The sequence below is a fragment of the Streptomyces sp. SX-6 genome (genome assembly GCF_059089585.1).
The window spans coordinates 80,586-102,012 of the sequence record NZ_JBTHHU010000019.1 but is presented as its reverse complement, the minus strand read 5'-3'; the positions used below and the strand labels follow the sequence as shown (position 1 = coordinate 102,012).

Here is a 21,427-nt window from a genome sequence, read left to right as displayed (position 1 = left end):
GGCCTTTCCACGTGTCGGTGGCCGAGGTGCGGCGTGAAGTCTTCCGGGCGTGTTCTCCTGACCGGGACGGGCGTTCCGTGAGTGCTGCACGGAGGCAGCTGATGGTGGATCCGAGCGGGTTTCCCTCCAGCGGGGTGTGGCGGCGGCCCGCGCTGCGGTGGGTCGACCTGGTGGTCGTGGTGGCACTGGTGGCGCTGCTGTACGGGCTCCTGCGGCTGGCACCGTCGCTCAACGCGCCGTTTCTGCCGGGCGCCGCGCCCAAGACGGTGTCGACGGATCCGTCGAACCTGCCGTTCTACGCGGCGCGGTCGTTGCTGCGGATGTTCGTCGCTCTCGTGGCGTCGGTGCTGTTCACCTTCGTGTACGCCACGGCGGCGGCCCGGCTGCGCAGGGCCGAGAAGGTCCTGCTGCCGGTGCTGGACATCCTGCAGTCCGTGCCCGTCCTCGGTTTCCTGTCGGTGACGGTCACCGCGTTCATCAGCCTGTTCCGGGGCTCCGAGCTGGGGCTCGAGTGCGCCTCCATCTTCGCGATCTTCACGGCGATGGCGTGGAACATGGCGTTCGCCTTCTACGCCTCACTGGTCTCCCAGCCGCAGGAGTTCGACGAGGCGGCCCGGGTGATGCGGCTGACGAAGTGGCAGCGGTTCTGGCAGCTGGACGTGCCCAGCGGCGTCATCCCCCTGGTGTGGAACGGGATGATGAGTTTCGGCGGGGCCTGGTTCTTCCTGGCCGCCTCGGAGTCCATCTCCGTGCTCAACCACCAGTACGCGCTGCCCGGCATGGGCTCCTACGCCGCGGCCGCGATCGCCCAGGGGGACCTGGGCAAGGTGGGCTACGCCATCGCCGTGATGGTCGTGCTGGTGATCGGCGTCAACGCCTTCTTCTGGCGGCCGGTCACCGCCTGGGCGGAGCGGTTCCGGGTGGAGGAGTCCGGGGCCGCCGAACACCCGCGCAGCTTCGTGCTGGACTTCCTGCGGCGCTCGCAGGTGCCGCGGCTGATGGGCCGTCCGCTGAAGCCGCTCGGGCCCGCGCTCGACCGGATGACGCGGCCGTTCGGACTGGCCGAGCACGCCATCGGCGTCTCCCCGGTGCGGGAGCGGACCGGCGATGTGTTCTTCGCCGGAGTGGTCAGCGCGATCGTGGCCTACGGGGCCTGGAAGGCCTTCGGCTATGTGAACTCCACCGTCGGACTGGGCGCGTTCGGCCACGCGCTGGCGCTGGGCGCGGCCACCTTCGGGCGGGTGATCGTCCTCATCGTGGCCGCGACAGCGGTGTGGGTGCCGGCCGGGGTGTGGATCGGGATGAACCCCCGGGTGACCCGGTTCGCGCAGCCGGTGGTCCAGGTGCTGGCGAGCTTCCCGGCGAACTTCCTCTTCCCGTTCGCCACCGCCGCCTTCGTCGCGCTCGGCATCTCGCTGAACTTCGGGGCGGTGCTGCTGATGGCGCTGGGGGCCCAGTGGTACATCCTCTTCAACGTCATCGCGGGCGCCTCGGCGATCCCCTCCGATCTGCGGGAGGCGATGACCACGTTCCGGGTGAGCGGGTGGCTGCGCTGGCGGGACTTCATCCTGCCCGCCGTCTTCCCCTCCTACGTCACCGGGGGGATCACGGCGGCGGGCGGGGCGTGGAACGCCTCGATCGTCGCCGAGGTGGTCGACTACGGGCAGCACCATCTGACCGCCACCGGGCTGGGTGCCTACATCACCGAAGCCACCGCCACCGGGAACTTCCCGAAGATCATGGTGGGCATCTTCTCCATGAGCCTCTACGTCGTCGCCGCGAACCGGCTGTTCTGGCGCCGCCTGTACCGGCTGGCCGAGACCCGCTACGCCCTCTGATCCCGTCCCCCCGGATCCGTCCGGATCCGTCCGTCCCCGTCCACTCCCCGAGGCAGGATCCGTGTCCAGCAGCGAAGCCCTCCCCTCCAGCCCGCGTCCGCCCGGGGCGGTGATCGTACGGGCCGATTCGGTGACCAAGGCGTTCACCACCCCGGAAGGCAGTTCGCTGCCGGTGCTGGACGGAATCAGCTTCGACCTGGCCGAGGGCGAGATCGTCGCCCTGCTGGGCAAGTCGGGGTCCGGCAAGTCCACGCTGCTGCGGTGCGTCGCCGGCCTGATCGCCCCGACGGCCGGCTCGGTCTCGTACCGCGGCACTCCGCTGACCGGCGCCAATCCGGGGGTGTCGATGGTCTTCCAGTCCTTCGCGCTGCTGCCCTGGCTCACCGTGCAGCAGAACGTCGAACTCGGCCTCGCCGCCCTGGGCGTCGGCGAGGAGGACCGCCGCCGACGGGCTCTGAAGGCGATCGACCTGATCGGCCTGGACGGCTTCGAGTCGGCCTACCCCAAGGAGCTGTCCGGCGGCATGCGCCAGCGGGTCGGCTTCGCCCGCGGCATCGTCGTCGAGCCCGACGCCCTGCTGATGGACGAGCCGTTCTCCGCCCTGGACGTGCTGACCGCCGAGAACCTGCGAACCGAACTCGTCGGCCTGTGGGAGGGGCACGAGGCACCGGTGAAGTCGATCCTGATCGTCACGCACAACATCGAGGAGGCCGTGCTGCTGGCGGACCGGATCCTGGTGCTGTCCTCCAATCCCGGCCGGATCCAAGCCGAACTCACCGTCGGCCTGCCACGTCCCCGCGACCGTCATCACCCCCGCTTCGAAGCCCTCGTCGACACGGTCTACGCCATCCTCACCGGCCGCGAGGCAGCGGCTGCCGAGGCCGTCGAGGCACCGGCGGGCGGCCCGGCCCGCCCGGCCCCCGCGCCGACCCCGATCAGTGCCCCGCTGCCGGACGTCAGCGTCGGCGGACTGGCCGGCCTGCTGGAGATCCTGATCGCCCGCGGAGGCGAGGACGGCCTGGCGGAGATCGCCGACGAGCTCAACTTCGAGGTCGACGACCTCCTCCCGCTCGTCGACGCCGCCGTCATGCTCGGCCTCGCCCGGGTCGACGGCCCGCGGATCACCATCACGGACACCGGCCGCGAGTTCTCCGCGGCCGACATCCTCACCAGCAAGAAGCTCTTCGCCCGCCACGCCGCGACCCGCGCGCCCCTGATCCGCGCCATCGTCCAGGCCCTGGCCGCGACCGAGGGCCACACCCTGCGCGAAGGCTTCTTCCTGGACCTGCTGCGGCGCGGCTTCTCCGCCGAGGAGGCCCGCAACCAGCTCGAGACCGCGATCGACTGGGGCCGCTACGCCGAGCTGTACGACTACGACCACGACGACGGTGAACTGACCCTGGAACCCGGCGCCCAGAACGCGTTGTAGCCGGATGCCCGATTTGTTGCGGGGGCGTCAAAGTTGGGTCAAACGCTTGCGCGCACGCACAACTGCGGCGCTACGCTCGGACCGTATGAGGCACCTCGTTCGGTGAGGCGTCTGCACGGACACAGGCCACTGACCCCACGACGTCGAGAGACGCCCAGGTTCAGGACAGGTCTCCCCGGCCTAAGGGGTGACCCCAAGTGGCTTCCCCGGCAAGGGGATTACGCCGTGCAGTGCCAAAGCTCTGACGAGTTGGGGTGAGTCGGCCGTACCGGCCGGTCCGCTCCTTGCCGCGTCCATCACGGCGCCCGCGTGCGCCCCGGCCGGGAGGAGGCGAGAGACATGGATTGCAGTCCGAGCAGTCCGGGCCACAGTAGGCCCCGCTTTTGCCTGCCCTCGCTCCGGCCTGGCGTGAGGTAATCACCTTTCCCGCGTACACGCGCGGCACCGCCCTGGCATCCGTACGGCCTGATGCCGGTCCGGGGCGTTGTCCTGTGTCACGACGGTCCTCTTCCCCGCATTCCGACCCGCCCGACGACTTCCCATGGAGAAGGGAGGGCACCGTGCGCCTTCTCGCACACCGTGCCGAGCTCTCCGCGCCGACCCGCCAGTGCCTGCCGCCGGCCGTCGGCCGCAGGCGCTGCCCCGAATACGCCTGCCCGCACGTGAACTTGGTGCTGGGCGACGGACCGGAGCGGACCTACCGGCTCGACGATCCCGGCACCTGCCCCCGGCCCTATGCCCCGCACGCCGCGTACGACCCGCGGGTGCACCTCGCCTACATCCTCGCCCAGCAGGGGCGCGACGCCCACTGGCTCTCGCACTTCACCGGCCTGCCCCTGCCCGCCGCGCGCCGCATCGCCGGAGCCGCCGTGCTGTCCCACGCCTGACAGCCTTGAACAGAGAGGAGACTCCGACATGTTCCTTCCAGCCGGACTCCTGCAGGAAACCGTCGAACGTCTCATTGACAGTGCCTCGTACGCGACCGTCAACGCCCCCCTGCACGGCGTAGCCCACGTCATGTGCGACACGGTCGACGAACCTCGGGTACGGGCCCGGCTCACCCGGGCCCTGACCGGCCCCGATGTGTGCCTGACGGAGATGTCCAGCCGGAGTGAGACGCCCGGCTCCGCGCTCCTGGAGGCCGGCTTCGCCACGCAGGGCCCCATCGTCACCGTCCTGTCGCAACTGCTCTCCCTCGTCTGGCTGGAGCCCGCGGTCAGCGACCTGCACTGGCATCTGGACCGCCGGCCGTCGGCGGTTGCCGACGACATGGAGTCTCCGCACGCACCGGTACACCGCGTGGGCGGCCTTGTCCTCGACCTCGAACGCCGCACGGTCTCGGCGGACGGCCGGCCGGTCAAGCTGACCTGCATGGAGTTCGAACTCCTCGCCCACTTCGCCACGCATCCCCAACGCCCGTACAAGCATGAGAAGTTGATGGAGCTGGTGTGGCAGCGCTCCGCCGTCGGCGAGACACGTACGGTCGACACGCATATCGCACGCCTGCGGCGCAAGCTCGGCTCCCGGTACGGGGCCGTCATCACGGACGCCGGGCAGACCGGGTACGCGTTCGAACCGTCGAAGGCGGCGTCGTGAAGTCCGTACGACCGAGCGGCCGGGGAGGAGACACCATGACCGCCGCAGCCATCCATGACTACGCCTTCGACTTCGCCTTCGACGGTGTGCACCACCTCCAACTCGCCATACCGCCGGGCGGCGAGGGCCTGAGCCGGGTGTTCTGGGGAGACCTCCTGGGGATGGCCGAGCTGGAGAAGCCCGTCGAACTGGGGAACCTGGACGGCTGCCGGTTCCGCGGCGGCCGCCTTGAGGTCCACCTGGTGGTGGAGAGCGACTTCCGCCCGTTCCGCAGGGCACACCCGGCCATCCTGGTGCGCTGCCTCGGAGATCTCGCACGGCGCCTGGAAGACAAGGGCCACCCGGTCACCTGGGAGGACGGTCTCCCCGGCTTCGACCGTCTCCACACCTTCGACAAGGTCGGCAACCACCTCGAGTTCCTGGAGCCTTGCGTCGCCGAGGCGTGCACCCAGCTCCCCGCCCAGTGACGGACGGCATACGCGCCGGGGTATGTGCCGTTGCGCTGCTACCGAGGCCAATCGCAGTGCATCGCCCTTCAGGGCGGTGGTGAAGCGATTCCGAGAAGTGCTATGACCTTCAACTGTGTGTGGATCCGTGCGGCCTGCGAAGGAGGTCAGCTCACGGCACGCAGCGCGCGGTGGGCGGCGGCGCGGAGATGGGCAACGACCTCCGGATCGGCGTCCAGGGTGTAGTCGGCGTCGAGCCTGGCGAGGATCTGGGCGATGCGGGGCACGTAGTCGTCGGAGGCGTCGACGCGGCAGGTGTGTTCGTCGACGGGCGTCAGGCGGGTGGCCAGGTCGCGCGTACGGGCGCGGACGTGGTCGGCGGGGGCGTGGACGGTGGCGATGGCGCGGTAGCGGGTGGGGGCGGCGGACAGCCGGCCCGCGACGAAGGCGGCGGGATCGCCGCCGGGGACGGGCCGGGGCGCGACGCGCCGCCCGGTGGGTACGGCGTCGGTGATGCGGTCGAGGCGGAAGAGGCGCCAGTCGTCCCGTTCGGTGTCGTGGGCGACGAGATACCAGAGCCCGCCGGAGTCGACCAGGTGGCACGGCTCGACGCGGCGCCGGGTGCCGGTGCCGTGCCGGGTGGTGTAGTCGAAGGCGGTGATCTCGTGGTCGCGGCAGGCGACGGCGAGGGCGGCCAGCAGGGCGGGGTCGGCGCGTGGCCCGCGTTCCTCCCAGGTGATGCCGGTGAGGGAGGACTGGAGGGCGCCGACCTGGCCGCGCAGACGGCGGGGGAGGACCTGCTCGAGTTTGGCCAGGGCCCGTAGGGCGCTCTCGTCGATGCCGGACAGCCCGCTGCCGGTCGTGGTGCGCAGGGCGACGGCGATGGCGACGGCCTCGTCGTCGTCGAGGAGGAGCGGTGGCAGGTCGCTGCCGGAGGTGAGGCGGTAGCCGCCGGCATGCCCCCGGGCGCTGTCGACGGGGTAGCCCAGCTCGCGCAGCCGGTCGATGTCACGGCGGACGGTGCGCACGGTCACGCCGAGCCGTTCGGCGAGGCCGGCGCCGGACCATTCCCGGCGGGTCTGCAGCAGGGACAGCAGCCGCAGCATGCGGGCGGTCATGTCGCTCGTCATGAATTCCATGATGCCCGTGTCAAAGGACACAGGTTGTCCTCAAATCCTCTTAGCGTGGGTTCTGCCCACACGGAGCAAACCAGGAGGATTCCCATGAAGATCGCCGTTCTCGGTACCGGTGGCGGTGCCCGTGCCCACATCGCCAAGCTGCTCGAACTCGGCCACGAGGTGGTGGTCGGCACCCGCGATCCGCAGGCCACGCTGGCCCGCACCGAGCCCGACATGATGGGCAACGCGCCCTTCGGCCAGTTCCTGGCCGAGCACCCCGGCATCACGCTGCTGTCCTTCGGCGAGGCCGCGGCCGCCGCCGACGGACTGGTCATCAGCGGCATCGACGGCCACAACGCGGTGGCGGCCCTGTCCGCCATCGCCGATGAGCTCGCGGGCAAGACGCTCATCGACTACGCCGTCCCGTTCGTCTACCAGCACGAGCCGGAGCACCCCTGGCCGACCCCGTGGGGAATCATGCCGAAGCTGGAGCCGGTGGACATCGACAGTCTCGGTGAGCAGATCCAGCGCGCCCTGCCCCGGACCAAGGTCGTCAAGTCCTTCGTCACCCAGGAGCAGACCACCGTCGTCGACCCGGCCGGTGTCGGCGGCGGAGACCACACCATGTTCGTCGCGGGCGAGGACGCCGACGCCAAGCGGCAGGCCACCGATCTGCTGAAGTCCTACGGCTGGACCGACATCCTCGACCTCGGCCCGCTCGTGTGCGCCCGCGGCATGGAGATGTACGCCCACATGCACTCCGCGATCGGCTTCGGCCTGGGCCAGCAGTTCGGCGGCCACTTCGGCATCAAGGTCGTCCGTTGACCATGACGACGAGGACCGGCGGGCCCCTGAACGGGACGATCATGTGCCACGCGATGTGGGCTCGCGACGGCCGCGCCCTGGCCGACTTCTACGCCACCGCCCTGGGCGCCACCGTCACCGAGAGCTACCCCGACGAGGACGGCAACGAGGCCGCCTGCGGCTTCTACGTCAACGGGGCGATGTACCTCTTCTATACATCCCCCTCCTACCAGGCCCCCAACTGGCCCGAGGACGAGCTGCCGTTCCACATGGACTTCTCCTTCCCCGACGTCACCGGGGCCGAGAAGCGGCTGCTGGAAATGGGCGCCACCAAGCCCGCCCACCAGCCCGGCGGAAAGCACTGGACCGTCCTCCTCGACCCATCCGGCCAGCCCTTCTGTATCCACGCCGGCATCACCCCGTAGGACCTGGCTGCCGGGTGGCCCGGTGGAGCACGGTGTCGATGATGAGGCCGAGCTCCTGCGGGCTCGGCGGCTCGCCGGTGAGCAGGAAGGTGTGCAGGATCAGGGAGGGGCCGGTGCGGGCGGCCAGCGGGTGCAGGACCTCGGGGGCCAACTCGCCGCTGTGCACGCCCTCGTGCAGGATGGCTTCGATGCGCTCGAGACGCGGTGCGACGATCCCGTCGGCGAACAGGGCCCGCAGGTCCGGCTCGCGCAGCAGCTCGCCGACGAACTCGATGCCCGGCAGGAGAGTCCGGCCGGCCAGTACGTCGCAGAACGCGGTGAAGGCGTCGGCGAGGTTCTCCCGGGTCGAGCGCTCCGGGTCCGTCTCGGGCAGTGGGGGCAGGGCGTGGCGCAGGGTGTCCAGGACCAGGGGCCGCTTGCCGGGCCAGCGCCGGTAGAGCGCGGCCTTGCCCGTGGCGGCGCGGGCGGCGACGCCCTCCATGGTGAGCCGGCCATAGCCGTTCGCGGCCAGCTCGTCGAGCGTCGCGACGTAGATCGCGTGCTCAAGTTCCGTACCCCGGCGGCGGCTTCGGCCGGGCGTCGTGCTTTCCGTCATGGGTTCGACAGTAGACGCCGGCGTTCCTTCCTGCCTACACTCGCTTTAGTGAACACCCCCGTCTACTAAAAGAGGTGAGGGTCGGATGGTCGAGATGGACTTCGAGGCGCTGTACCAGGGGCGTGAGATCGCCTACGGATCGGACGGCACCCGGTCGGAACTGATCCCATGGCAACTGGACGGCCCCCAGCCGCTGGTCGTCGAGCTGGACGCGGCGGGCGAGATCACCGGGCCGGTTCTGGAATGCGGCTGTGGGCTCGGGGACAACGCCCTGTTCCTGGCCGGCCGCGGCCATGACGTGACCGCCTTCGACGTCGCACCGTCCGCGATCGAGCGCTGCCGGGCCAAGGCCGCTGCCGCCGGCAGCCCGGCGACCTTCACGGTCGCCGACGCGACGGAACTGCACGGCATCCCCGAAGGCTTCCGCACGGTCGTCGACAGCGCCATGTTGCACTGCCTGGACGCCGATCAGCGGCGGGCGTACCTCGCCGCCCTGCGCCGGGTGTGCGCGCCCGGCGCGAGGCTTCATGTCCTGTGCTTCCGCGCCGAGTTGGCCGCTCTCCTGGAGTTGTCGGCCGACATGGGCGAACGCGGCCTGCGCGAGGCCTTCCGCGACGGCTGGACGATCCGGCGCATGGAGCACCGCCACTACACGACCGGTTTGGACCTGCAGGCCTGGCAGAACCTGGTACCCGCCGTATCGGATACCCCGGAGCGCGCCGACATCGTGTCCGTCGACCAACACGGCCGGGTTCAGCTGCCGTTCTGGCAGATCACCGCTGAACTGGCCTGACCGCGGGGGTGTGATGGATCCAGGGGCGTTCGGCCCGGTCCCGTGAACGGAACGCCTCGATCGAGTCGGTGAGCAGGAGCGTCTCCCCGATGGTGTCGAGACCGTCGAGCAGCAGCCGGCGGCCGCGCCGGTCCACGTGGAAGCGGTGGACGGGACCGTCGGCGGCCCTGACCTGGCACCGCCGCAGATCCACGTGGACCTCGGGCCGCTCCTGGGCGTCGAAGATCTCCGCGACCAGCGCGTGGTGTTCCCGGGCAGGGAGGGTCAGCGGGAGCAGGCCGTTGCGGAAGCAGTTGGCTTCGAAGATCGCGCCGAAACCCGGCGCGATCACCACGCGGAATCCGGACTGCCGCAGGGCCCACACAGCCGTTTCGCGGGAGCTGCCGCAGCCGAAGTTGGGGCCGGCGACGAGCACGCATGCCTGCCGGTACGGTTCCTGGTTGAGGACGAAGTCCGGGTCTTCGCGTCCCTGCCGGTCGAAGCGCCAGTTGGCGAACAGGGCCTTGGCGTAGCCGCTCTTGCTCAGCGAGGTGACGCGCACGCGGGACGGTGCGATGGCGTCGGTGTCGATGTCGGCGCGCAGCAGCGGGGCGGCGACACCGCGCACGGTGGTCAGGGGATCACCGGTCACAGCAACTCCCGGGGGTCGGAGATGTGTCCCGCGATGGCGGACGCGGCGACGGTCGCGGGGCTCGCGAGGTGGGTGCGCACGCCGGGTCCCTGGCGTCCTTCGAAGTTCCGGTTGGTCGAGCTGATCGTCCTCGCCCCGGCGGGGAATCCCTCGCCCCCGGCGAAGAAGCAGAAGCCGCAGCCCGGCTCCCGCCATTCGAAGCCGGCTTCGGTGATGACCTTGTCCAGGCCCTCGCGTTCCGCGGCGCGCCGGACCGAGCCGGAGCCGGGGATGCAGATCGCGCGGACCCCGTCGGCGACCTTCCGGCCCCGCAGGATCCGAGCGGCGACGCGCAGGTCGCCGATCCTGGAGTTGGTGCACGAGCCGAGGAAGGCCACGTCCACCGGCACGTCCCGCATCTTCCGGCCCGGGGCCAGGTCCATGTACGCCAGCGCACGCCGCGCGGCGGCGGGGTCGGCGAGACGGCCGGGGTCGGGTATCCGGTCGTCCACTCCCACCGCGTGCTGCGGGCTGGTGCCCCAAGTGACCTGCGGGGGCAGCTCGTCCACGGGGATGGCGACAGTACGGTCGTAGCGGGCGCAGGCGTCGCTGCGCAGTGACAGCCAGGCCGTGGCCGCCTGCTCCCAGGAGCTTCCGGCCGGCGCGTACGGGCGAGAGCGCACGTAGTCCAGCAGGATCCCGTCCGGGGCGACCAGGCCGGTCCAAGCGGCGCATTCCACGGCCATGTTGCACAGGGTCATGCGCCCTTCGACACCCATCGCGGCGATCGCGGAACCGGCGAACTCGATCGCGTGTCCGCGGCCGCCCGCGGCACCGATGCGTGCGATCAGCGCCAGGATCAGATCCTTGGCGTGGACGCCGTCGGCGGTCCGGCCGTCGAAGCGGACGAGCATCGTGGGCGGACGGCGGACCGCCAACGTCTGGGTGCTCAGCGCGTGTTCCATCTCGGTGACGCCCACGCCCCACGCCAGGCCGCCCACTCCGCCGAGGGTGCAGGTGTGGCTGTCGGCGCACACCATGGTCGCCCCGGGGAGGGCGACGCCGAGTTCGGGGAAGGCGACGTGCGATATGCCTTGTTCGGCGTCCCCGATGTCCAGCAGCGTGATGCCGCGTGCGCGGGCCTCGTCCCGGAAGCCGTGGATGAACATCTCTCCGGAGGGGACCGGGGTCGCGTCGCCGCGGCCCGGCCGGGTGTCGACCACGTGATCCATGGTGCCGAACACCATGCTGTGGTCGTAGAGTTGGCGGCCTTCCTCGCGCAGGCTCCGCAGTGCCATCGCGCCGCTGCGTTCGTGCAGCAGTACACGGTCGATGTGCAGCAGGGACGTGCCGTCGTCGAGCTCGGTGACGAGGTGCTCGTCCCAGATCTTGTCGATGATGGACCGTCCGTCACCGGGCATAGCAGAGGGCCTCCAACCGCTCGATCTCCCGTGTGCCGACGAGGTCGTGGGCTTCGCGGAAGGGCATCGTCAGGTCGCGCAGGTTCCAGGTGCCGTCGTCGGCCCGTACGCGCGACAACGCCTCACGCATGCCGTGGAGTGCCGACATCAGCAGCACGCCGGGCAGGCTCACCCGGGCGACGCCGAGCTCCCGCAGCTCCGTGAAGGTCAGGCCGTGCGGGGACTTTCCGCCTTCGACGATGTTGACGGCGACCGGCCCGTCGATGCCCTCGACCGCGGTCCTGATCTGCTCCCGGGAGCAGATGCCGTCGACGAAGACCATCGTGGCACCGGCTTCCAGATAGGCGTTCCCGCGACGCAGCACGCCGTCGATGCCTTCGACCGGCAGTGCGTCGGTGCGGGCGTTGATGACGAAGCCGGGGTCGCGGCGGGCCGTCGCGGCCGCCCGGACCTTCGCCACCGCCTCGTCGAGGCCGATCACCTGCTTGCCGTCGAGATGGCCGCACCTCTTGGGCGTGACCTGGTCCTCCAGATTGATGCCCGCGGCCCCGGCCCGTTCGAAGGCCCGGACGGTGTAGTGCACGTTGACCGCGTTGCCGAAGCCCGCGTCGGCATCGCCCATCACCGGGATGTCCACGCTGCGCACGATGCGTTCGGTGAACGTGACCATGTCCGTCATCGACAGCATCGAGTAGTCGGGGTAGCCCAGGTGCACGGCCGAGATGCCGAGTCCGGTGCACTGGACTGCGGGGAATCCGGCCTGTTCGGCGAGCTTGGCACTGAGCGGGTCGAAGACCCCCGGCATGACCAGCAACTCCGGGCCGGTGATGAGTTCTTTCAGACGTGCCGCCGGATTGTCGTGCGACAACGGTCTCTCCTTTCGCTTGAAGTCCCCCGATGGCATGCCATCCTTCGCCTGTGCAGGGAGATGCGTCAAGATGTTCGCGAGATCTGGCCTCAATGGCATGCCATTGGATGAGGGGTGATCGTTTGTCTAGGGTGGTCGCATGACGGGTTCCACCACGACGCAGTCGGTGACCGAACAGCTGCGTGTCAAAGTGCTCGACGGCGAGTTCCCTCCGGGAAGCCGGCTGCAGGAGCGCGCTCTCGCGCAGCTGCTGTCCGTCTCCCGCACGCCCGTCCGTGATTCGCTGCAGGTGCTGGCCAGCGAGGGGTTGCTGGACTACTCACCGCACAGCGGGTACGTGGTGCGGCAGTTCGGCCTCGCCGACGTGCTGCACGCCTTCGACATGCGCATCGCGCTGGAAGGCATGGCATGCCGCACGCTCACCGGCCAGGGCGTCCCCGCCGGGACCGTGGAGTCGCTGACGGCCAACCTCGACCGCGCCGCCGAGGTCGTGGAACATGACGAGTGGACCGCTGAGCAGCAGGGCCGATGGCTCGATCTGAACCTCGATTTCCACAACACCATCCTCGCCGCGGCAGGGAATCCCTACCTCGTCCAGGGTGTGGAACAGGCGCGTCGCGCCGCGCGGATCCATGACGCCGCCATGCACCGCGAACACGGCGAACTGGCCCGGTGGTTCACCCACGACGAAGTCCGTCAGGCCCTCGCCGACCACCGGCGCATCGTCCACGCACTCGTCGATGGCCCGCCCGACCGGGCCGAGTTCCTCATGCGCGAGCACATCCTCACCAACCGGGACCAGATCCGGCGACACGGCGCCGGCAAGGTCCGGGGAACCGGGTCGGAGCGCTCGTGAGCGCCAGTCACGGCTTCCCGGCCAGCCACTCGGCGAGGACGGCGGCCTGGCTGTGGTCCACGTCCTTGGTGGCGGTCAGCAGTGTGAGCCTGTGGTGGGAGGCCAGGTCCCGTAGGTGCTTCGCGGCCTGCCGGTGTTCGGTGTCACGTAGTTCGGTCAGGTAGCGGCGGCGGAACTCGGTGAAACGGCCGGGCTCGTGGCCGTACCACTTCCGCAGCCCGGTCGAGGGGGCCACGTCGCGCAGCCACTCGTCCAGGTGCGCGTCCTCCTTGCGCATGCCCCGTGGCCAGACGCGGTCGACCAGTACGCGCTTGCCGTCCTTGGAGGAGGTCTCTTCGTAGACTCGGCGGCAGGTGATCTGTTCGGTCATGACGGCACCTCTCCTCCGACATTTTATCGGCGACGGCCGGTGGGAGCCGGTCGGGAGCCCGGCAGCCGGGTTGCAGGCTCGTACCTGAGCGCGTGGCTCACGGTGCCGTCGGCAGGGAGACGTCGAAGCGGCAGCCGCCGGGGACGTTGCGGACGGTGACGCGGCCCGCGTGGGCCTCGACGATGCCGCGCACGATGGCCAGGCCGAGGCCCGCCCCGGCCGGGGGCGTACGGGCTTCGGAGCCCCGCCAGCCGGTGTCGAAGACCCGGGGCAGGTCGTCCTCGGGGATGCCGCCGCAGGCGTCGGTGACCGAGAGGACGACGCCGCCCGGCTCCTGCCGGGCGGCGACGGCGACCGTGCCGTCGGCGGGGGTGCGGCGGATGGCGTTGACGAGGAGATTGCCCAGCACCCGGGTCATCTCCTTGCCGTCGACCTCCACGGGCGCCGCGTCCACGCGCTCCCCGACCAGGCGGACGCCGTGTTCCCGGGCGAGCGGCTCCGCCCCGGCGAGGGCGTCGCCCACCAGGTCGTACACCGACATGCGGCTCGGGCTGAGCGGCAGAACGCCCGCGTGGATGCGGGAGAGTTCGAAGAGGTCGCCGACCATCGCGTCGAGCCGGTCGCTCTCGGCCCGGATCTGCCGGAGATAGCGCCGCGGCTCCTCGGCCACGCCGTCCTCCAGCGCCTCGGCCATGGCGCGCAGCCCGGCCAGCGGGGTGCGCAGGTCGTGCGAGATCCAGGCGACCAGTTCGCGCCGCGAGGTGTCGAGGGCGCGTTCCCGTGCCCGGGACTCCTCGAGCTTGGCGCTGGTCGCCGCCAACTCCCGGCCGAGGGCGGTGAGTTCGGCGGTGGCCCCGCCGCCGGGGGCGGCGAAGCTGCCGCTGTGGCCGAAGTCGCGGGCGGCCACGGTCAGGGCGTTGCTGCGGGCGACGACCCAGCGGCCGAGCAGCAGCGCGGTGGCCAGCGACACCACGGTGGCCATGGCGCACACCATGGTGACCACGGTCAGGTCGTGGGAGGAGAGGAACATCGCCCGGGCCACGCTGAGGGTGCCGGCGAACATGGCCGTCACCGAGACCGCGGCCACCACCGTGAGGGAGACGGCGACGGAGCGGTGACGCAGCCGCCACAGGGTGAGGGCGCCGAGTGCCCCGGCTGTCGCCGCACCGGCGAGCGCGTAGAGCGCGATCAGCAGGACGTCACGCATCGTCGTCCCCGGCCTCGCCGGTGGCGTCGAAACCGGCGGCGTCGAAGCGGTAGCCGACGCCCCAGACCGTGTGGATCAGCCGTGGCAGGGCCGGGTCGTCCTCGACCTTGGCGCGCAGCCGCCGTACATGCACGGTGACGGTGGACAGGTCGCCGAACTCCCAGCCCCAGACCTCCCGCATCAGCTGCTCGCGGCCGAACGCCCGGCCCGGGTGGCGCATCAGATGGGCGAGGAGATCGAACTCGCGGACGGTGAGGGCGAGTTCGCCGCCGTGCCGGGTGGCGACGCGGGCCACCGGGTCCAGGGTGATCCCGGCGGCACGCAGGGGCGGTGCCGGGGCCGGTGCCGCGGACAGGGCGCGGGCGCGGCGCAGCACGGCCTCGGCGCGCAGCACCAGTTCGCGGGGGCTGAAGGGCTTGGTGACGTAGTCGTCCGCGCCGACCTCCAGGCCGAGGATGCGGTCCTCCTCGTCGCCGCGGGCGGTCAGCATGATGACGGGGACGGGGACGGGGCCGGCGGCGCGCAGGACGCGGCAGACCTCGAGGCCGTCCATGCCGGGCAGCATCAGGTCGAGCAGGACGAGGTCGGGGTGGACGGCGGCGGCGAGGCGCAGCGCGGCCGGGCCGTCGGCGGCCCGTTCGACCGTGAAGCCGGCCCGGCCGAGGTAGCCGGCGACGACTTCGGAGACGGTCGGGTCGTCGTCGACGACCAGCACGCGCGCGGGGACTTCGGCGGGGACTTCGGTGGACATGCCCTCAAGCCTCGCACTGCCGGGAGCCGGCCGGTGCGGCGCTGCGGCGGGCCCGGGGCAACGTCCTTGTTTCGTAAGGACCTTGCGCCCGATATGTCGGAATTGTCTCCGTAGGGTGGAGGCGTGACCCACTCCACCACTCCCTCCGCGGACGTCGTGCTGCCGTGCCTCGACGAGGCGGCCGCCCTGCCCTGGGTGCTCCAACGGATCCCCGCGGGCTGGCGGGCCGTCGTCGTCGACAACGGCTCCACCGACGGTTCGGCGGACGTGGCCCGTACGCTCGGCGCCACCGTCGTCCATGAACCGCGCCGCGGCTTCGGTGCCGCGTGCCACGCCGGACTGCTCGCCGCCACCGCCGACTTCGTGTGCTTCTGCGACTGCGACGCCTCCCTGGACCCCGGCCTGCTGCCCGGTCTCCTCGCGGCCGTCCGGGACGACGCCGCCGACCTGGTGCTGGGGCGGCGCCGCCCGCAGGGGGCGGGCGCCTGGCCGCTCCACGCCCGTATCGGCAACATCGCCCTGGCCCGCATGGTCCGGCGGCGCACCGGTCTGCCGCTGCGCGATCTGGGACCGATGCGCGTGGCGCGCCGGGAAGTGCTGCTGGGGCTCGGTCTGACCGACCGCCGCAGCGGCTACCCGCTGGAGATGGTGGTACGTGCCGCCGACGCCGGGTGGCGGGTGACGGAGACGGACGTCCCCTACCTGCCCCGGACCGGCGCCTCCAAGGTGACCGGCACCTGGCGCGGAACGTGGCACGCGGTACGGGACATGCGGGCCGTGCTCCGGGAAGGAGCGGCACAGTGAGCCCCACCACGCTGCTGGTCATCGCGAAGGAGCCCGTGCCCGGCCGGGTCAAGACCCGGCTCACCCCGCCCTACACGCCCGCCGAGGCGGCGGCCCTGGCCGAGGCCGCGCTGGCCGACACCCTGTGGGCGGTACGGGCCATGCCCGCCCGGCGCCGCGTCCTCGTCCTCGACGGCCGGCCCGGCCCCTGGCTGCCGGACGGCTACGAGGTCGTCCCGCAGTGCGCGGGCGGCCTCGACGAACGGCTCGCCGCCGCCTTCGCCGGCTGTACGGGCCCGGCCCTGCTCGTCGGCATGGACACTCCCCAGCTCACACCGCGGCTGCTGGCCCCGGCCCTTCGGCCGGACGGCTGGGCGCGGTGCGACGCCTGGTTCGGGCCCGCCCGGGACGGCGGATTCTGGACCCTGGGCCTGGCCGAGCCACGGCCCGGCCTGCTCCGCGGGGTTCCCATGTCCACCGCGCGGACCGGTGCCGTGCAGCGGCAACGGCTGGTGGCCGCGGGGCTCCGGGTACGGGACCTGCCCGAGCTGCTCGACGTCGACACCGCCGCCGACGCGGCCGAGGTCGCGGCGACGGCGCCCGGCAGCCGCTTCGCCAGGGCCCTCCGGGCGGTGGGGGAGCGGCTGTGCTGACCGGTGAGCGGGCGACCCGCACCCACGTTCCGGCCCCCTGGCACGGCGACCCCTACGCCGATGCGATGCGGACCGGGCAGGGACCGCTCTTCCTGCGCCGGGCCGACGGCTGGCTGCTGCCCCTGGAGATCGAGCGGTGGTGCGCCGAAGCCGTCCCCGCCGACATGACGGTGCTCGAGCGGTGCCAGGGCTCCGTCATCGACCTCGGCTGCGGCCCCGGCAGGCTCGTCGTCGCGCTGGCCGGACACGGTCACCCCGTGCTCGGGGTGGACATCAGCCGGGCGGCCGTCACCCGCACCCGCCGGGCCGGCGGCACCGCGCTGTGCCGTTCGGTCTTCGATTCCCTGCCAGGCGAGGGGAGTTGGGGCACGGCTCTCCTCCTCGACGGCAACATCGGTATCGGCGGCGACCCCCGGGCGCTGCTCGCCCGGGTGGCCCGCGTCGTGGCGCCCGGGGGACTCCTTCTGGCGGAGGCCGCCGCGGCGGAGGCCGACGAACGTCACCTGGTCCGCGTCGACGACGGCCGCGGCCGCGCCGGGCCCGTGTTCCCCTGGGCCCGCGCCGGGGTGTCCGCCCTCACGCGCCACGCGAGCACGGCCGGGTGGCACGTGACAGAGCAATGGACCGCCGCCGGGCGCGCCTTCGTCGCCCTGCGGCGCGGCAATTGACCGCAGGAGGCCCAACGGGCCCTCATTTCCTGCTGGTTCGGCCCCTGCGCAATACGCCCACGAGCGCGACCACGAGAGTCACCACGGCGACGCCCCCGACGGCGAGCAGCCAGTTCCGCGGATAGTCCAACGGCAGCACGGACGGATTCGCGGTGCGCCCGGGCCGGAGGAGTACCGGCAGGGCGACCGCTGTCAGGCTCGCTACGACGAGCAGCCCGCCGCGCACCGCGCGGCGGGCGGGGAGCCGCGCGACGGCCCAGCCGGTCAGCAGCGTCAACGGGACGATGACCCCGTCATGCACGAGCAGCGGACCCGCCAGCCAGCGGGCGACCTGCCAGAAGTCCCCTTGGTGCAGAAGCAGCACGCCCACAGTGATCAAGCCGACCCCGCAGACGCCGAGCAGCACACGGACCGCACCACCCATCACAACGCCTCCATCCGGGCAACCCACTTGGTCTGCAGGACACCGGGCCGGTTCGGAGCGATGATCCGCGCCGGAAAGCCGTGATCCGGCGAGAGCGCGCGGCCGTTGAGCCCCAGGGCCAGCAGCGTGAGGGGATCGCGCGCATAGGTATGGGGCATGACCATGACCCGGTAGGCGCCGTACTGCTGCAACGACGTCACCCGGATCAAAGCACCCTCCGGAGCCCCGGCCCGGTCCAGCAGATCGCGCACCCGCACCCCGGTCCAGCGGGCCGACTTGCTCCACCCCTCCACACAGGCGATCGGCAGCGTCACCTCACGCTGCGGCATGGCGCGCAGCTCGTCCAGGGTGAGCTCGTACGGGCGCGGGCCTCCCACGTACAGCCGCCACTCCCGCAGCGCCCGCGCGGTGATCCCCGCGGCGGCCGCGGTGCGGTTGACCGGCAGGCCCTGCTCCCCGTGGCCGGGGTGGCGGGGCGCCAGCAGATCGAGGCCCGCCAGCGGGGTGACCGACTGGCCCACCGTGGTCAGCGTCACCGCGCCCACGGCCGCGCCCGTCGCGACCAGCAGCGAGCGACGGTCGACGGCGTCCTCGGCCGGAAGGGCGAGCGTGCCGGCCGACCGCCGCCTCCAATGCGCCGCGATCTGCGGGTACTTGACAGCCACATGCAGCAGCAGCGAGCCGATCAGCAGCCAGCCGACCGCGAAGTGCACGGGCACGAAGGAGAACGGCCACGGATACCACTGCGCGATGTTGAGCAGCCCCGAGAAGAGCTCGAACAGTGCCGAGGCCACCAGCACCGCGACCGACAGCCGTTCGAGGGCATGCGGCACCGAGCGCACGGGCGGCCGGACGAAGAGCCGTGGATACACCGTCCACAACTTCACCAGCAGCAGCGGGACCGCCGCGATCCCACTCGCCACGTGCAGCCCCTGACTGACCCGGTACCCCCAGACAGGACGGCTGGGCAGGCCGTCCGCCAGTACCGCGGGCGGGTGTTGCAGGACGTGACTGATCAGCCCGGTCACAAAGCAGACCGCGACGGCCGCCCCGAGCAGGCGGCCCACCGCCGTGGCCGTACGTGCGTCGTGCAACCGGCCCGTGAACGCGGGCCACTTGAGGGAGGGGGAGTGTGGGGGGAACCTCATGCCCCCATCACACCCCGGGCAGCGGCCCGAAACCGGCTCCAAGACCTTACGGAACGCGGACATCGCCGCCGGGCGGCCCCTCGGCCCGCCGCACCGATGCCAGGGTGAAGGGGTGATCTCCCGCCCCGCTGCCGCCACCGCCGTCACCATCGCCGCGCTCACCGCACTCACCGCGATTCTTGTGTCGGCCGTCCACAGCGACAGTTACCTGACCGACCCTGCCGCCCTCACCGGCTGGTACGCCGCCGCCTGGGCGCTGTTCGGCGTGGCCGCATGGACACTGCGACGGGTGCCGGCCCGGTACGTCGTGCCCCTGGTACTGGCCGGGTCCGTGGCCGTCGCCGCGAGCGGGCTGGTCGCCGAACCCCGCACCAGCTCCGACATGTACCGCTATGCCTGGGACGGCCGGGTGCAGGCCGCCGGTATCTCGCCGTACGACCACGTGCCCGGCGACCCGGCCCTCGCCCGGCTGCGCGACGACTGGCTGTTCCCTCGGGGCGCGGAGTGCGCACGCCCCGAACGGTTCACGGTCGGTGCGACGGTGTGCACGCGCATCAACCGCCCGTCCGTCCACACGATCTACCCGCCCGTCGCCGAGGGGTACTTCCTGCTCGTCCACCAGCTCTCGCCGCCCGGGGCGCGGCACAAACCGTTCCAAGTGGGCGGAGCCGTCCTGTCCGTCGCTGTCTCCGCGCTCCTGCTCGCCGCCCTGCGCCGCCGTGGCCGCGCCCATTGGGCGGCCTACTGGGCATGGTCGCCCGCGGTCGCGTTCGAAGCCGTCAACAACGCTCATGTCGACGTGCTCGCCGTGCTCTTCACCGTCGCCGGTCTGACGGCGCTGCGCGCCCGGCCGGTCCGCGGCGGCGCCCTGATCGGTGCGGGGATCGCCACCAAGCTCCTGCCCGCCGTCGTCCTCCCCGGCGCTCTCGCCGGTCGCGGGCTCCGGCGGGCCCTCGTCGTCCTCCTGCCGGCAGCGGCCGTCACCGCCCTCGCCTACCTGCCCTACCTCCTGGTCTCGCACGGCTCGGTCCTCGGCTACCTCGGCGGCTACGCCCAGGAGGAGGGCTACGACGACCCCACCGTCAAGAACCGCTATGCCCTCCTCAGGCTCGTCCTCCCGCCCTCGTGGGCCCAGCCCGCGGTCCTGGCCGTCATGGCCGCGGTGGTGGTGTACGTACTGCGACGCGGAGACCCCGAACGGCCTTGGCGGGGCGCCCTCTTGGTGACGGGCGCCGCCTTCCTCCTCACCACCCCCGGCTACTCCTGGTACGCGCTCCTCCTCATCGCCCTCGCGGCACTCGACGGGCGGTGGGAATGGCTCACCGTCGCGATGGCGGGGGCGGCCAAATACATCGGCGGGCGGGCCGTCGCCGACCCCGACCTCCTCGGGACGGTGGCGTACGCCGTGGCAGGCGCGGCCGTGCTCGCGGGATGGCTGGTGCGCCGTCGTCCGGTCAACTCCGGGGCGCGGTAGCGGCGTTCCGCTGCGGGGCACGGGCGAACTCCGCCATGCCCTGCGCGAAGCCCACCCGCGGGCACCAGCCGAACGCCTCGCGCAGCCGGCGCGAGGTCGCCGTGATGTGCCGGACATCGCCCAGCCGGAACTCGCCGGTGACCACCGGCTCGGGACCGCCGTACGCCGCGCTGAGCACCCGGGCCATCTCCCCGATGGTGTGCGGTGCGTCGCTGCCGCAGTTGTACGCGCCGAAGCCGGGCGCCTCCGGCGCCTCCAGGGCCGCCACGTTGGCCAGCGCGACATCGCCGACATGCACGAAGTCCCGGCGCTGCCGCCCGTCTTCGAAGACCCGCGGCGCCTCGCCCCGCGCAAGGGCGGAGCGGAAGAAGGACGCGACGCCCGCGTACGGGGTGTCGCGCGGCATGCCGGGACCATACACGTTGTGGTAGCGCAGCGACACCGCGCTGCCGCCCTTCGCCCGGGCCCAGGACCGCGCCAGGTGCTCCTGGGCGAGCTTCGTCACCGCGTACACGTTGCGCGGATCCATGGCGGCGTCCTCGCCCACCAGGCCGGGAACGAGCTCTCCGCCGCAGCGCGGGCACCGGGGCTCGAAGCGCCCGGCCGCCAGGTCGCCGGCACGCCGGGGACCTGGGCGTACGGGACCGTGCCCTGGGCAGTCGTAACGGCCCTCGCCGTAGACGACCATGGACCCCGCCAGCACGAGACGGCCCACGTCCGCCTCGGCCATCGCGGCCAACAGCACTGCCGTGCCGTGGTCGTTGCAGCTCACATAGGCGGGCGTGTCGGCAAAGTCCTTGCCCAGGCCGACCATCGCGGCCTGATGACAGACGGCGTCGACGCCGCGCAGCGCCCGGGCGACGCCGACGGGATCCCGTACGTCCGCCTCCAGGCAGGGAACGCCATCCGGCACGGTGGGCCGTACCGGATGGACGGACGGCAACAGGGCGTCGAGGACGACGGGTTCATGCCCCCGCTCGAGCAGGGCGGACACGATGTGCGAGCCGATGAAGCCGGCCCCTCCGGTGACGAGTACGCGCATGCGTCGACGCTAAGGCCGCTCGCGGCCGGCCGGTGCGGGTGCGTGCCGCACGTCATCACCTCGTAAGGTCCGGTGCCGCCCGTCGCGCGGTGCTCGCCCCTGCGTCGT

General features: G+C 71.9%; 24 protein-coding genes and 1 riboswitch. Of the genes, 13 read left to right on the top strand and 11 right to left on the bottom strand.

Translation table 11 applies throughout. The features are described from left to right. Positions 1-101 precede the first annotated feature (101 nt). From ACV530_RS22705 to ACV530_RS22685, 5 genes are all read left to right on the top strand, one after another. Positions 102-1,838, top strand: a complete 1,737-nt coding sequence (locus tag ACV530_RS22705; protein WP_494334438.1) for an ABC transporter permease — start codon at positions 102-104, stop codon at positions 1,836-1,838. Positions 1,839-1,899: 61 nt separating this feature from the next. Continuing rightward, the gene (locus tag ACV530_RS22700) at positions 1,900-3,267 is read left to right on the top strand and encodes an ABC transporter ATP-binding protein (protein WP_494334437.1); all 1,368 of its coding nucleotides are present in this window, start codon (positions 1,900-1,902) and stop codon (positions 3,265-3,267) included. An 87-nt stretch (positions 3,268-3,354) separates the two neighbouring features. Continuing rightward, a riboswitch (M-box (ykoK) riboswitch) is annotated at positions 3,355-3,528 on the top strand. A gap of 299 nt (positions 3,529-3,827) precedes the next feature. Further along, complete coding sequence (locus ACV530_RS22695; protein WP_494334436.1) at positions 3,828-4,154, top strand: hypothetical protein; 327 nt, start codon at positions 3,828-3,830, stop codon at positions 4,152-4,154. 28 nt (positions 4,155-4,182) lie between these two features. Next, a complete protein-coding gene (locus ACV530_RS22690) occupies positions 4,183-4,863 on the top strand; it encodes a winged helix-turn-helix domain-containing protein (RefSeq protein ID WP_494334435.1) in 681 nt (226 codons plus the stop codon). Between the two features lie 35 nt (positions 4,864-4,898). Further along, a complete protein-coding gene (locus ACV530_RS22685) occupies positions 4,899-5,330 on the top strand; it encodes a VOC family protein (RefSeq protein ID WP_494334434.1) in 432 nt (143 codons plus the stop codon). A 146-nt stretch (positions 5,331-5,476) separates the two neighbouring features. Here the strand turns inward: ACV530_RS22685 and ACV530_RS22680 are convergent, their stop codons facing one another. Then, a complete protein-coding gene (locus ACV530_RS22680; RefSeq protein ID WP_494334433.1) occupies positions 5,477-6,439 on the bottom strand; it encodes a helix-turn-helix transcriptional regulator in 963 nt (320 codons plus the stop codon). 93 nt (positions 6,440-6,532) lie between these two features. On the opposite strand from ACV530_RS22680, the gene ACV530_RS22675 reads away from it, so the two are divergent. Both ACV530_RS22675 and ACV530_RS22670 read left to right on the top strand, forming a co-directional pair. Beyond that, the gene (locus tag ACV530_RS22675; RefSeq protein ID WP_494334432.1) at positions 6,533-7,252 is read left to right on the top strand and encodes an NADPH-dependent F420 reductase; all 720 of its coding nucleotides are present in this window, start codon (positions 6,533-6,535) and stop codon (positions 7,250-7,252) included. 2 nt (positions 7,253-7,254) lie between these two features. Then, positions 7,255-7,656 carry a VOC family protein gene (locus tag ACV530_RS22670; RefSeq protein WP_494334431.1) on the top strand — a complete coding sequence of 134 codons (402 nt, stop codon included), beginning with the start codon at positions 7,255-7,257 and terminating at the stop codon, positions 7,654-7,656. Here the strand turns inward: ACV530_RS22670 and ACV530_RS22665 are convergent. Continuing rightward, positions 7,646-8,251, bottom strand: coding sequence for a TetR-like C-terminal domain-containing protein (locus tag ACV530_RS22665; RefSeq protein ID WP_494334430.1), 606 nt, complete (start codon positions 8,249-8,251; stop codon positions 7,646-7,648). The genes ACV530_RS22670 and ACV530_RS22665 overlap by 11 nt on opposite strands. Positions 8,252-8,336: 85 nt before the next feature. Here ACV530_RS22665 and ACV530_RS22660 point away from each other — a divergent pair, with 85 nt between their 5' ends. Further along, the gene (locus ACV530_RS22660) at positions 8,337-9,044 is read left to right on the top strand and encodes a class I SAM-dependent methyltransferase (protein ID WP_494334429.1); all 708 of its coding nucleotides are present in this window, start codon (positions 8,337-8,339) and stop codon (positions 9,042-9,044) included. On the opposite strand, the gene leuD is transcribed toward ACV530_RS22660, so the two are convergent. The 3 genes from leuD to ACV530_RS22645 are packed head-to-tail and all read right to left on the bottom strand — an operon-like array spanning position 9,025 to position 11,943. Continuing rightward, positions 9,025-9,675: a 3-isopropylmalate dehydratase small subunit gene (gene leuD, locus ACV530_RS22655; protein ID WP_494334428.1), complete on the bottom strand. Its 651-nt coding sequence runs from the start codon at positions 9,673-9,675 to the stop codon at positions 9,025-9,027. The two genes, ACV530_RS22660 and leuD, sit on opposite strands and share 20 nt — an antisense overlap. Next, positions 9,672-11,075: a 3-isopropylmalate dehydratase large subunit gene (locus ACV530_RS22650; RefSeq protein ID WP_494334427.1), complete on the bottom strand. Its 1,404-nt coding sequence runs from the start codon at positions 11,073-11,075 to the stop codon at positions 9,672-9,674. Before ACV530_RS22650 ends, leuD begins: the two co-directional genes overlap by 4 nt. Continuing rightward, positions 11,065-11,943 carry an isocitrate lyase/PEP mutase family protein gene (locus ACV530_RS22645; RefSeq protein ID WP_494334426.1) on the bottom strand — a complete coding sequence of 293 codons (879 nt, stop codon included), beginning with the start codon at positions 11,941-11,943 and terminating at the stop codon, positions 11,065-11,067. Before ACV530_RS22645 ends, ACV530_RS22650 begins: the two co-directional genes overlap by 11 nt. A 139-nt stretch (positions 11,944-12,082) precedes the next feature. Here ACV530_RS22645 and ACV530_RS22640 point away from each other — a divergent pair, with 139 nt between their 5' ends. Next, entirely contained in the window at positions 12,083-12,799 is a 717-nt protein-coding gene (locus tag ACV530_RS22640) for a GntR family transcriptional regulator (RefSeq protein ID WP_494334425.1), read from the top strand. 7 nt (positions 12,800-12,806) lie between these two features. Here the strand turns inward: ACV530_RS22640 and ACV530_RS22635 are convergent, their stop codons facing one another. The 3 genes from ACV530_RS22635 to ACV530_RS22625 all read right to left on the bottom strand — a co-directional run bounded on the left by ACV530_RS22635 (position 12,807) and on the right by ACV530_RS22625 (position 15,127). Beyond that, the gene (locus tag ACV530_RS22635) at positions 12,807-13,169 is read right to left on the bottom strand and encodes a DUF488 domain-containing protein (RefSeq protein ID WP_494334424.1); all 363 of its coding nucleotides are present in this window, start codon (positions 13,167-13,169) and stop codon (positions 12,807-12,809) included. A 97-nt stretch (positions 13,170-13,266) separates the two neighbouring features. Beyond that, entirely contained in the window at positions 13,267-14,376 is a 1,110-nt protein-coding gene (locus ACV530_RS22630) for a sensor histidine kinase (RefSeq protein WP_494334423.1), read from the bottom strand. Then, positions 14,369-15,127 carry a response regulator transcription factor gene (locus tag ACV530_RS22625; protein WP_494334422.1) on the bottom strand — a complete coding sequence of 253 codons (759 nt, stop codon included), beginning with the start codon at positions 15,125-15,127 and terminating at the stop codon, positions 14,369-14,371. The genes ACV530_RS22630 and ACV530_RS22625 overlap by 8 nt, the downstream gene beginning before the upstream one ends. A gap of 123 nt (positions 15,128-15,250) precedes the next feature. Between ACV530_RS22625 and ACV530_RS22620 the strand changes: the two genes are divergently transcribed. The 3 genes from ACV530_RS22620 (at position 15,251) to ACV530_RS22610 (ending at position 17,231) form a co-directional block, all read left to right on the top strand. After that, complete coding sequence (locus tag ACV530_RS22620) at positions 15,251-15,931, top strand: glycosyltransferase family 2 protein (RefSeq protein WP_494334421.1); 681 nt, start codon at positions 15,251-15,253, stop codon at positions 15,929-15,931. Then, complete coding sequence (locus ACV530_RS22615) at positions 15,928-16,563, top strand: TIGR04282 family arsenosugar biosynthesis glycosyltransferase (protein WP_494334420.1); 636 nt, start codon at positions 15,928-15,930, stop codon at positions 16,561-16,563. Before ACV530_RS22620 ends, ACV530_RS22615 begins: the two co-directional genes overlap by 4 nt. Positions 16,564-16,628: 65 nt before the next feature. Further along, positions 16,629-17,231 (top strand): class I SAM-dependent methyltransferase, encoded by a 603-nt coding sequence (locus ACV530_RS22610; RefSeq protein ID WP_494334466.1) that lies wholly within the window; start codon positions 16,629-16,631, stop codon positions 17,229-17,231. Between the two features lie 22 nt (positions 17,232-17,253). Here the strand turns inward: ACV530_RS22610 and ACV530_RS22605 are convergent, their stop codons facing one another. Continuing rightward, a complete protein-coding gene (locus ACV530_RS22605) occupies positions 17,254-17,655 on the bottom strand; it encodes a hypothetical protein (protein WP_494334419.1) in 402 nt (133 codons plus the stop codon). Next, positions 17,655-18,803: a molybdopterin-dependent oxidoreductase gene (locus ACV530_RS22600; RefSeq protein ID WP_494334418.1), complete on the bottom strand. Its 1,149-nt coding sequence runs from the start codon at positions 18,801-18,803 to the stop codon at positions 17,655-17,657. The genes ACV530_RS22605 and ACV530_RS22600 overlap by 1 nt, the downstream gene beginning before the upstream one ends. A 115-nt stretch (positions 18,804-18,918) precedes the next feature. Between ACV530_RS22600 and ACV530_RS22595 the strand changes: the two genes are divergently transcribed. Beyond that, positions 18,919-20,277 (top strand): glycosyltransferase 87 family protein, encoded by a 1,359-nt coding sequence (locus ACV530_RS22595; RefSeq protein ID WP_494334465.1) that lies wholly within the window; start codon positions 18,919-18,921, stop codon positions 20,275-20,277. Here the strand turns inward: ACV530_RS22595 and ACV530_RS22590 are convergent. Next, complete coding sequence (locus tag ACV530_RS22590; RefSeq protein ID WP_494334417.1) at positions 20,258-21,319, bottom strand: NAD-dependent epimerase/dehydratase family protein; 1,062 nt, start codon at positions 21,317-21,319, stop codon at positions 20,258-20,260. The two genes, ACV530_RS22595 and ACV530_RS22590, sit on opposite strands and share 20 nt — an antisense overlap. Positions 21,320-21,427: the final 108 nt, after the last annotated feature.

What these genes read in the sequence shown, in the direction of transcription:
- ACV530_RS22690 (WP_494334435.1), top strand. Translation starts at nt 4,183, where the DNA reads ATGTTCCTTCCAGCCGGACTCCTGCAGGAAACCGTCGAACGTCTCATT.
- ACV530_RS22625 (WP_494334422.1), bottom strand. Translation starts at nt 15,127, where the DNA reads ATGTCCACCGAAGTCCCCGCCGAAGTCCCCGCGCGCGTGCTGGTCGTC.
- ACV530_RS22650 (WP_494334427.1), bottom strand. Translation starts at nt 11,075, where the DNA reads ATGCCCGGTGACGGACGGTCCATCATCGACAAGATCTGGGACGAGCAC.
- ACV530_RS22665 (WP_494334430.1), bottom strand. Translation starts at nt 8,251, where the DNA reads ATGACGGAAAGCACGACGCCCGGCCGAAGCCGCCGCCGGGGTACGGAA.
- ACV530_RS22680 (WP_494334433.1), bottom strand. Translation starts at nt 6,439, where the DNA reads ATGACGAGCGACATGACCGCCCGCATGCTGCGGCTGCTGTCCCTGCTG.
- ACV530_RS22675 (WP_494334432.1), top strand. Translation starts at nt 6,533, where the DNA reads ATGAAGATCGCCGTTCTCGGTACCGGTGGCGGTGCCCGTGCCCACATC.
- ACV530_RS22685 (WP_494334434.1), top strand. Translation starts at nt 4,899, where the DNA reads ATGACCGCCGCAGCCATCCATGACTACGCCTTCGACTTCGCCTTCGAC.
- ACV530_RS22640 (WP_494334425.1), top strand. Translation starts at nt 12,083, where the DNA reads ATGACGGGTTCCACCACGACGCAGTCGGTGACCGAACAGCTGCGTGTC.
- ACV530_RS22605 (WP_494334419.1), bottom strand. Translation starts at nt 17,655, where the DNA reads ATGGGTGGTGCGGTCCGTGTGCTGCTCGGCGTCTGCGGGGTCGGCTTG.
- ACV530_RS22590 (WP_494334417.1), bottom strand. Translation starts at nt 21,319, where the DNA reads ATGCGCGTACTCGTCACCGGAGGGGCCGGCTTCATCGGCTCGCACATC.
- ACV530_RS22705 (WP_494334438.1), top strand. Translation starts at nt 102, where the DNA reads ATGGTGGATCCGAGCGGGTTTCCCTCCAGCGGGGTGTGGCGGCGGCCC.
- ACV530_RS22600 (WP_494334418.1), bottom strand. Translation starts at nt 18,803, where the DNA reads ATGAGGTTCCCCCCACACTCCCCCTCCCTCAAGTGGCCCGCGTTCACG.
- ACV530_RS22630 (WP_494334423.1), bottom strand. Translation starts at nt 14,376, where the DNA reads ATGCGTGACGTCCTGCTGATCGCGCTCTACGCGCTCGCCGGTGCGGCG.
- ACV530_RS22670 (WP_494334431.1), top strand. Translation starts at nt 7,255, where the DNA reads ATGACGACGAGGACCGGCGGGCCCCTGAACGGGACGATCATGTGCCAC.
- ACV530_RS22635 (WP_494334424.1), bottom strand. Translation starts at nt 13,169, where the DNA reads ATGACCGAACAGATCACCTGCCGCCGAGTCTACGAAGAGACCTCCTCC.
- ACV530_RS22660 (WP_494334429.1), top strand. Translation starts at nt 8,337, where the DNA reads ATGGTCGAGATGGACTTCGAGGCGCTGTACCAGGGGCGTGAGATCGCC.
- ACV530_RS22610 (WP_494334466.1), top strand. Translation starts at nt 16,629, where the DNA reads ATGCGGACCGGGCAGGGACCGCTCTTCCTGCGCCGGGCCGACGGCTGG.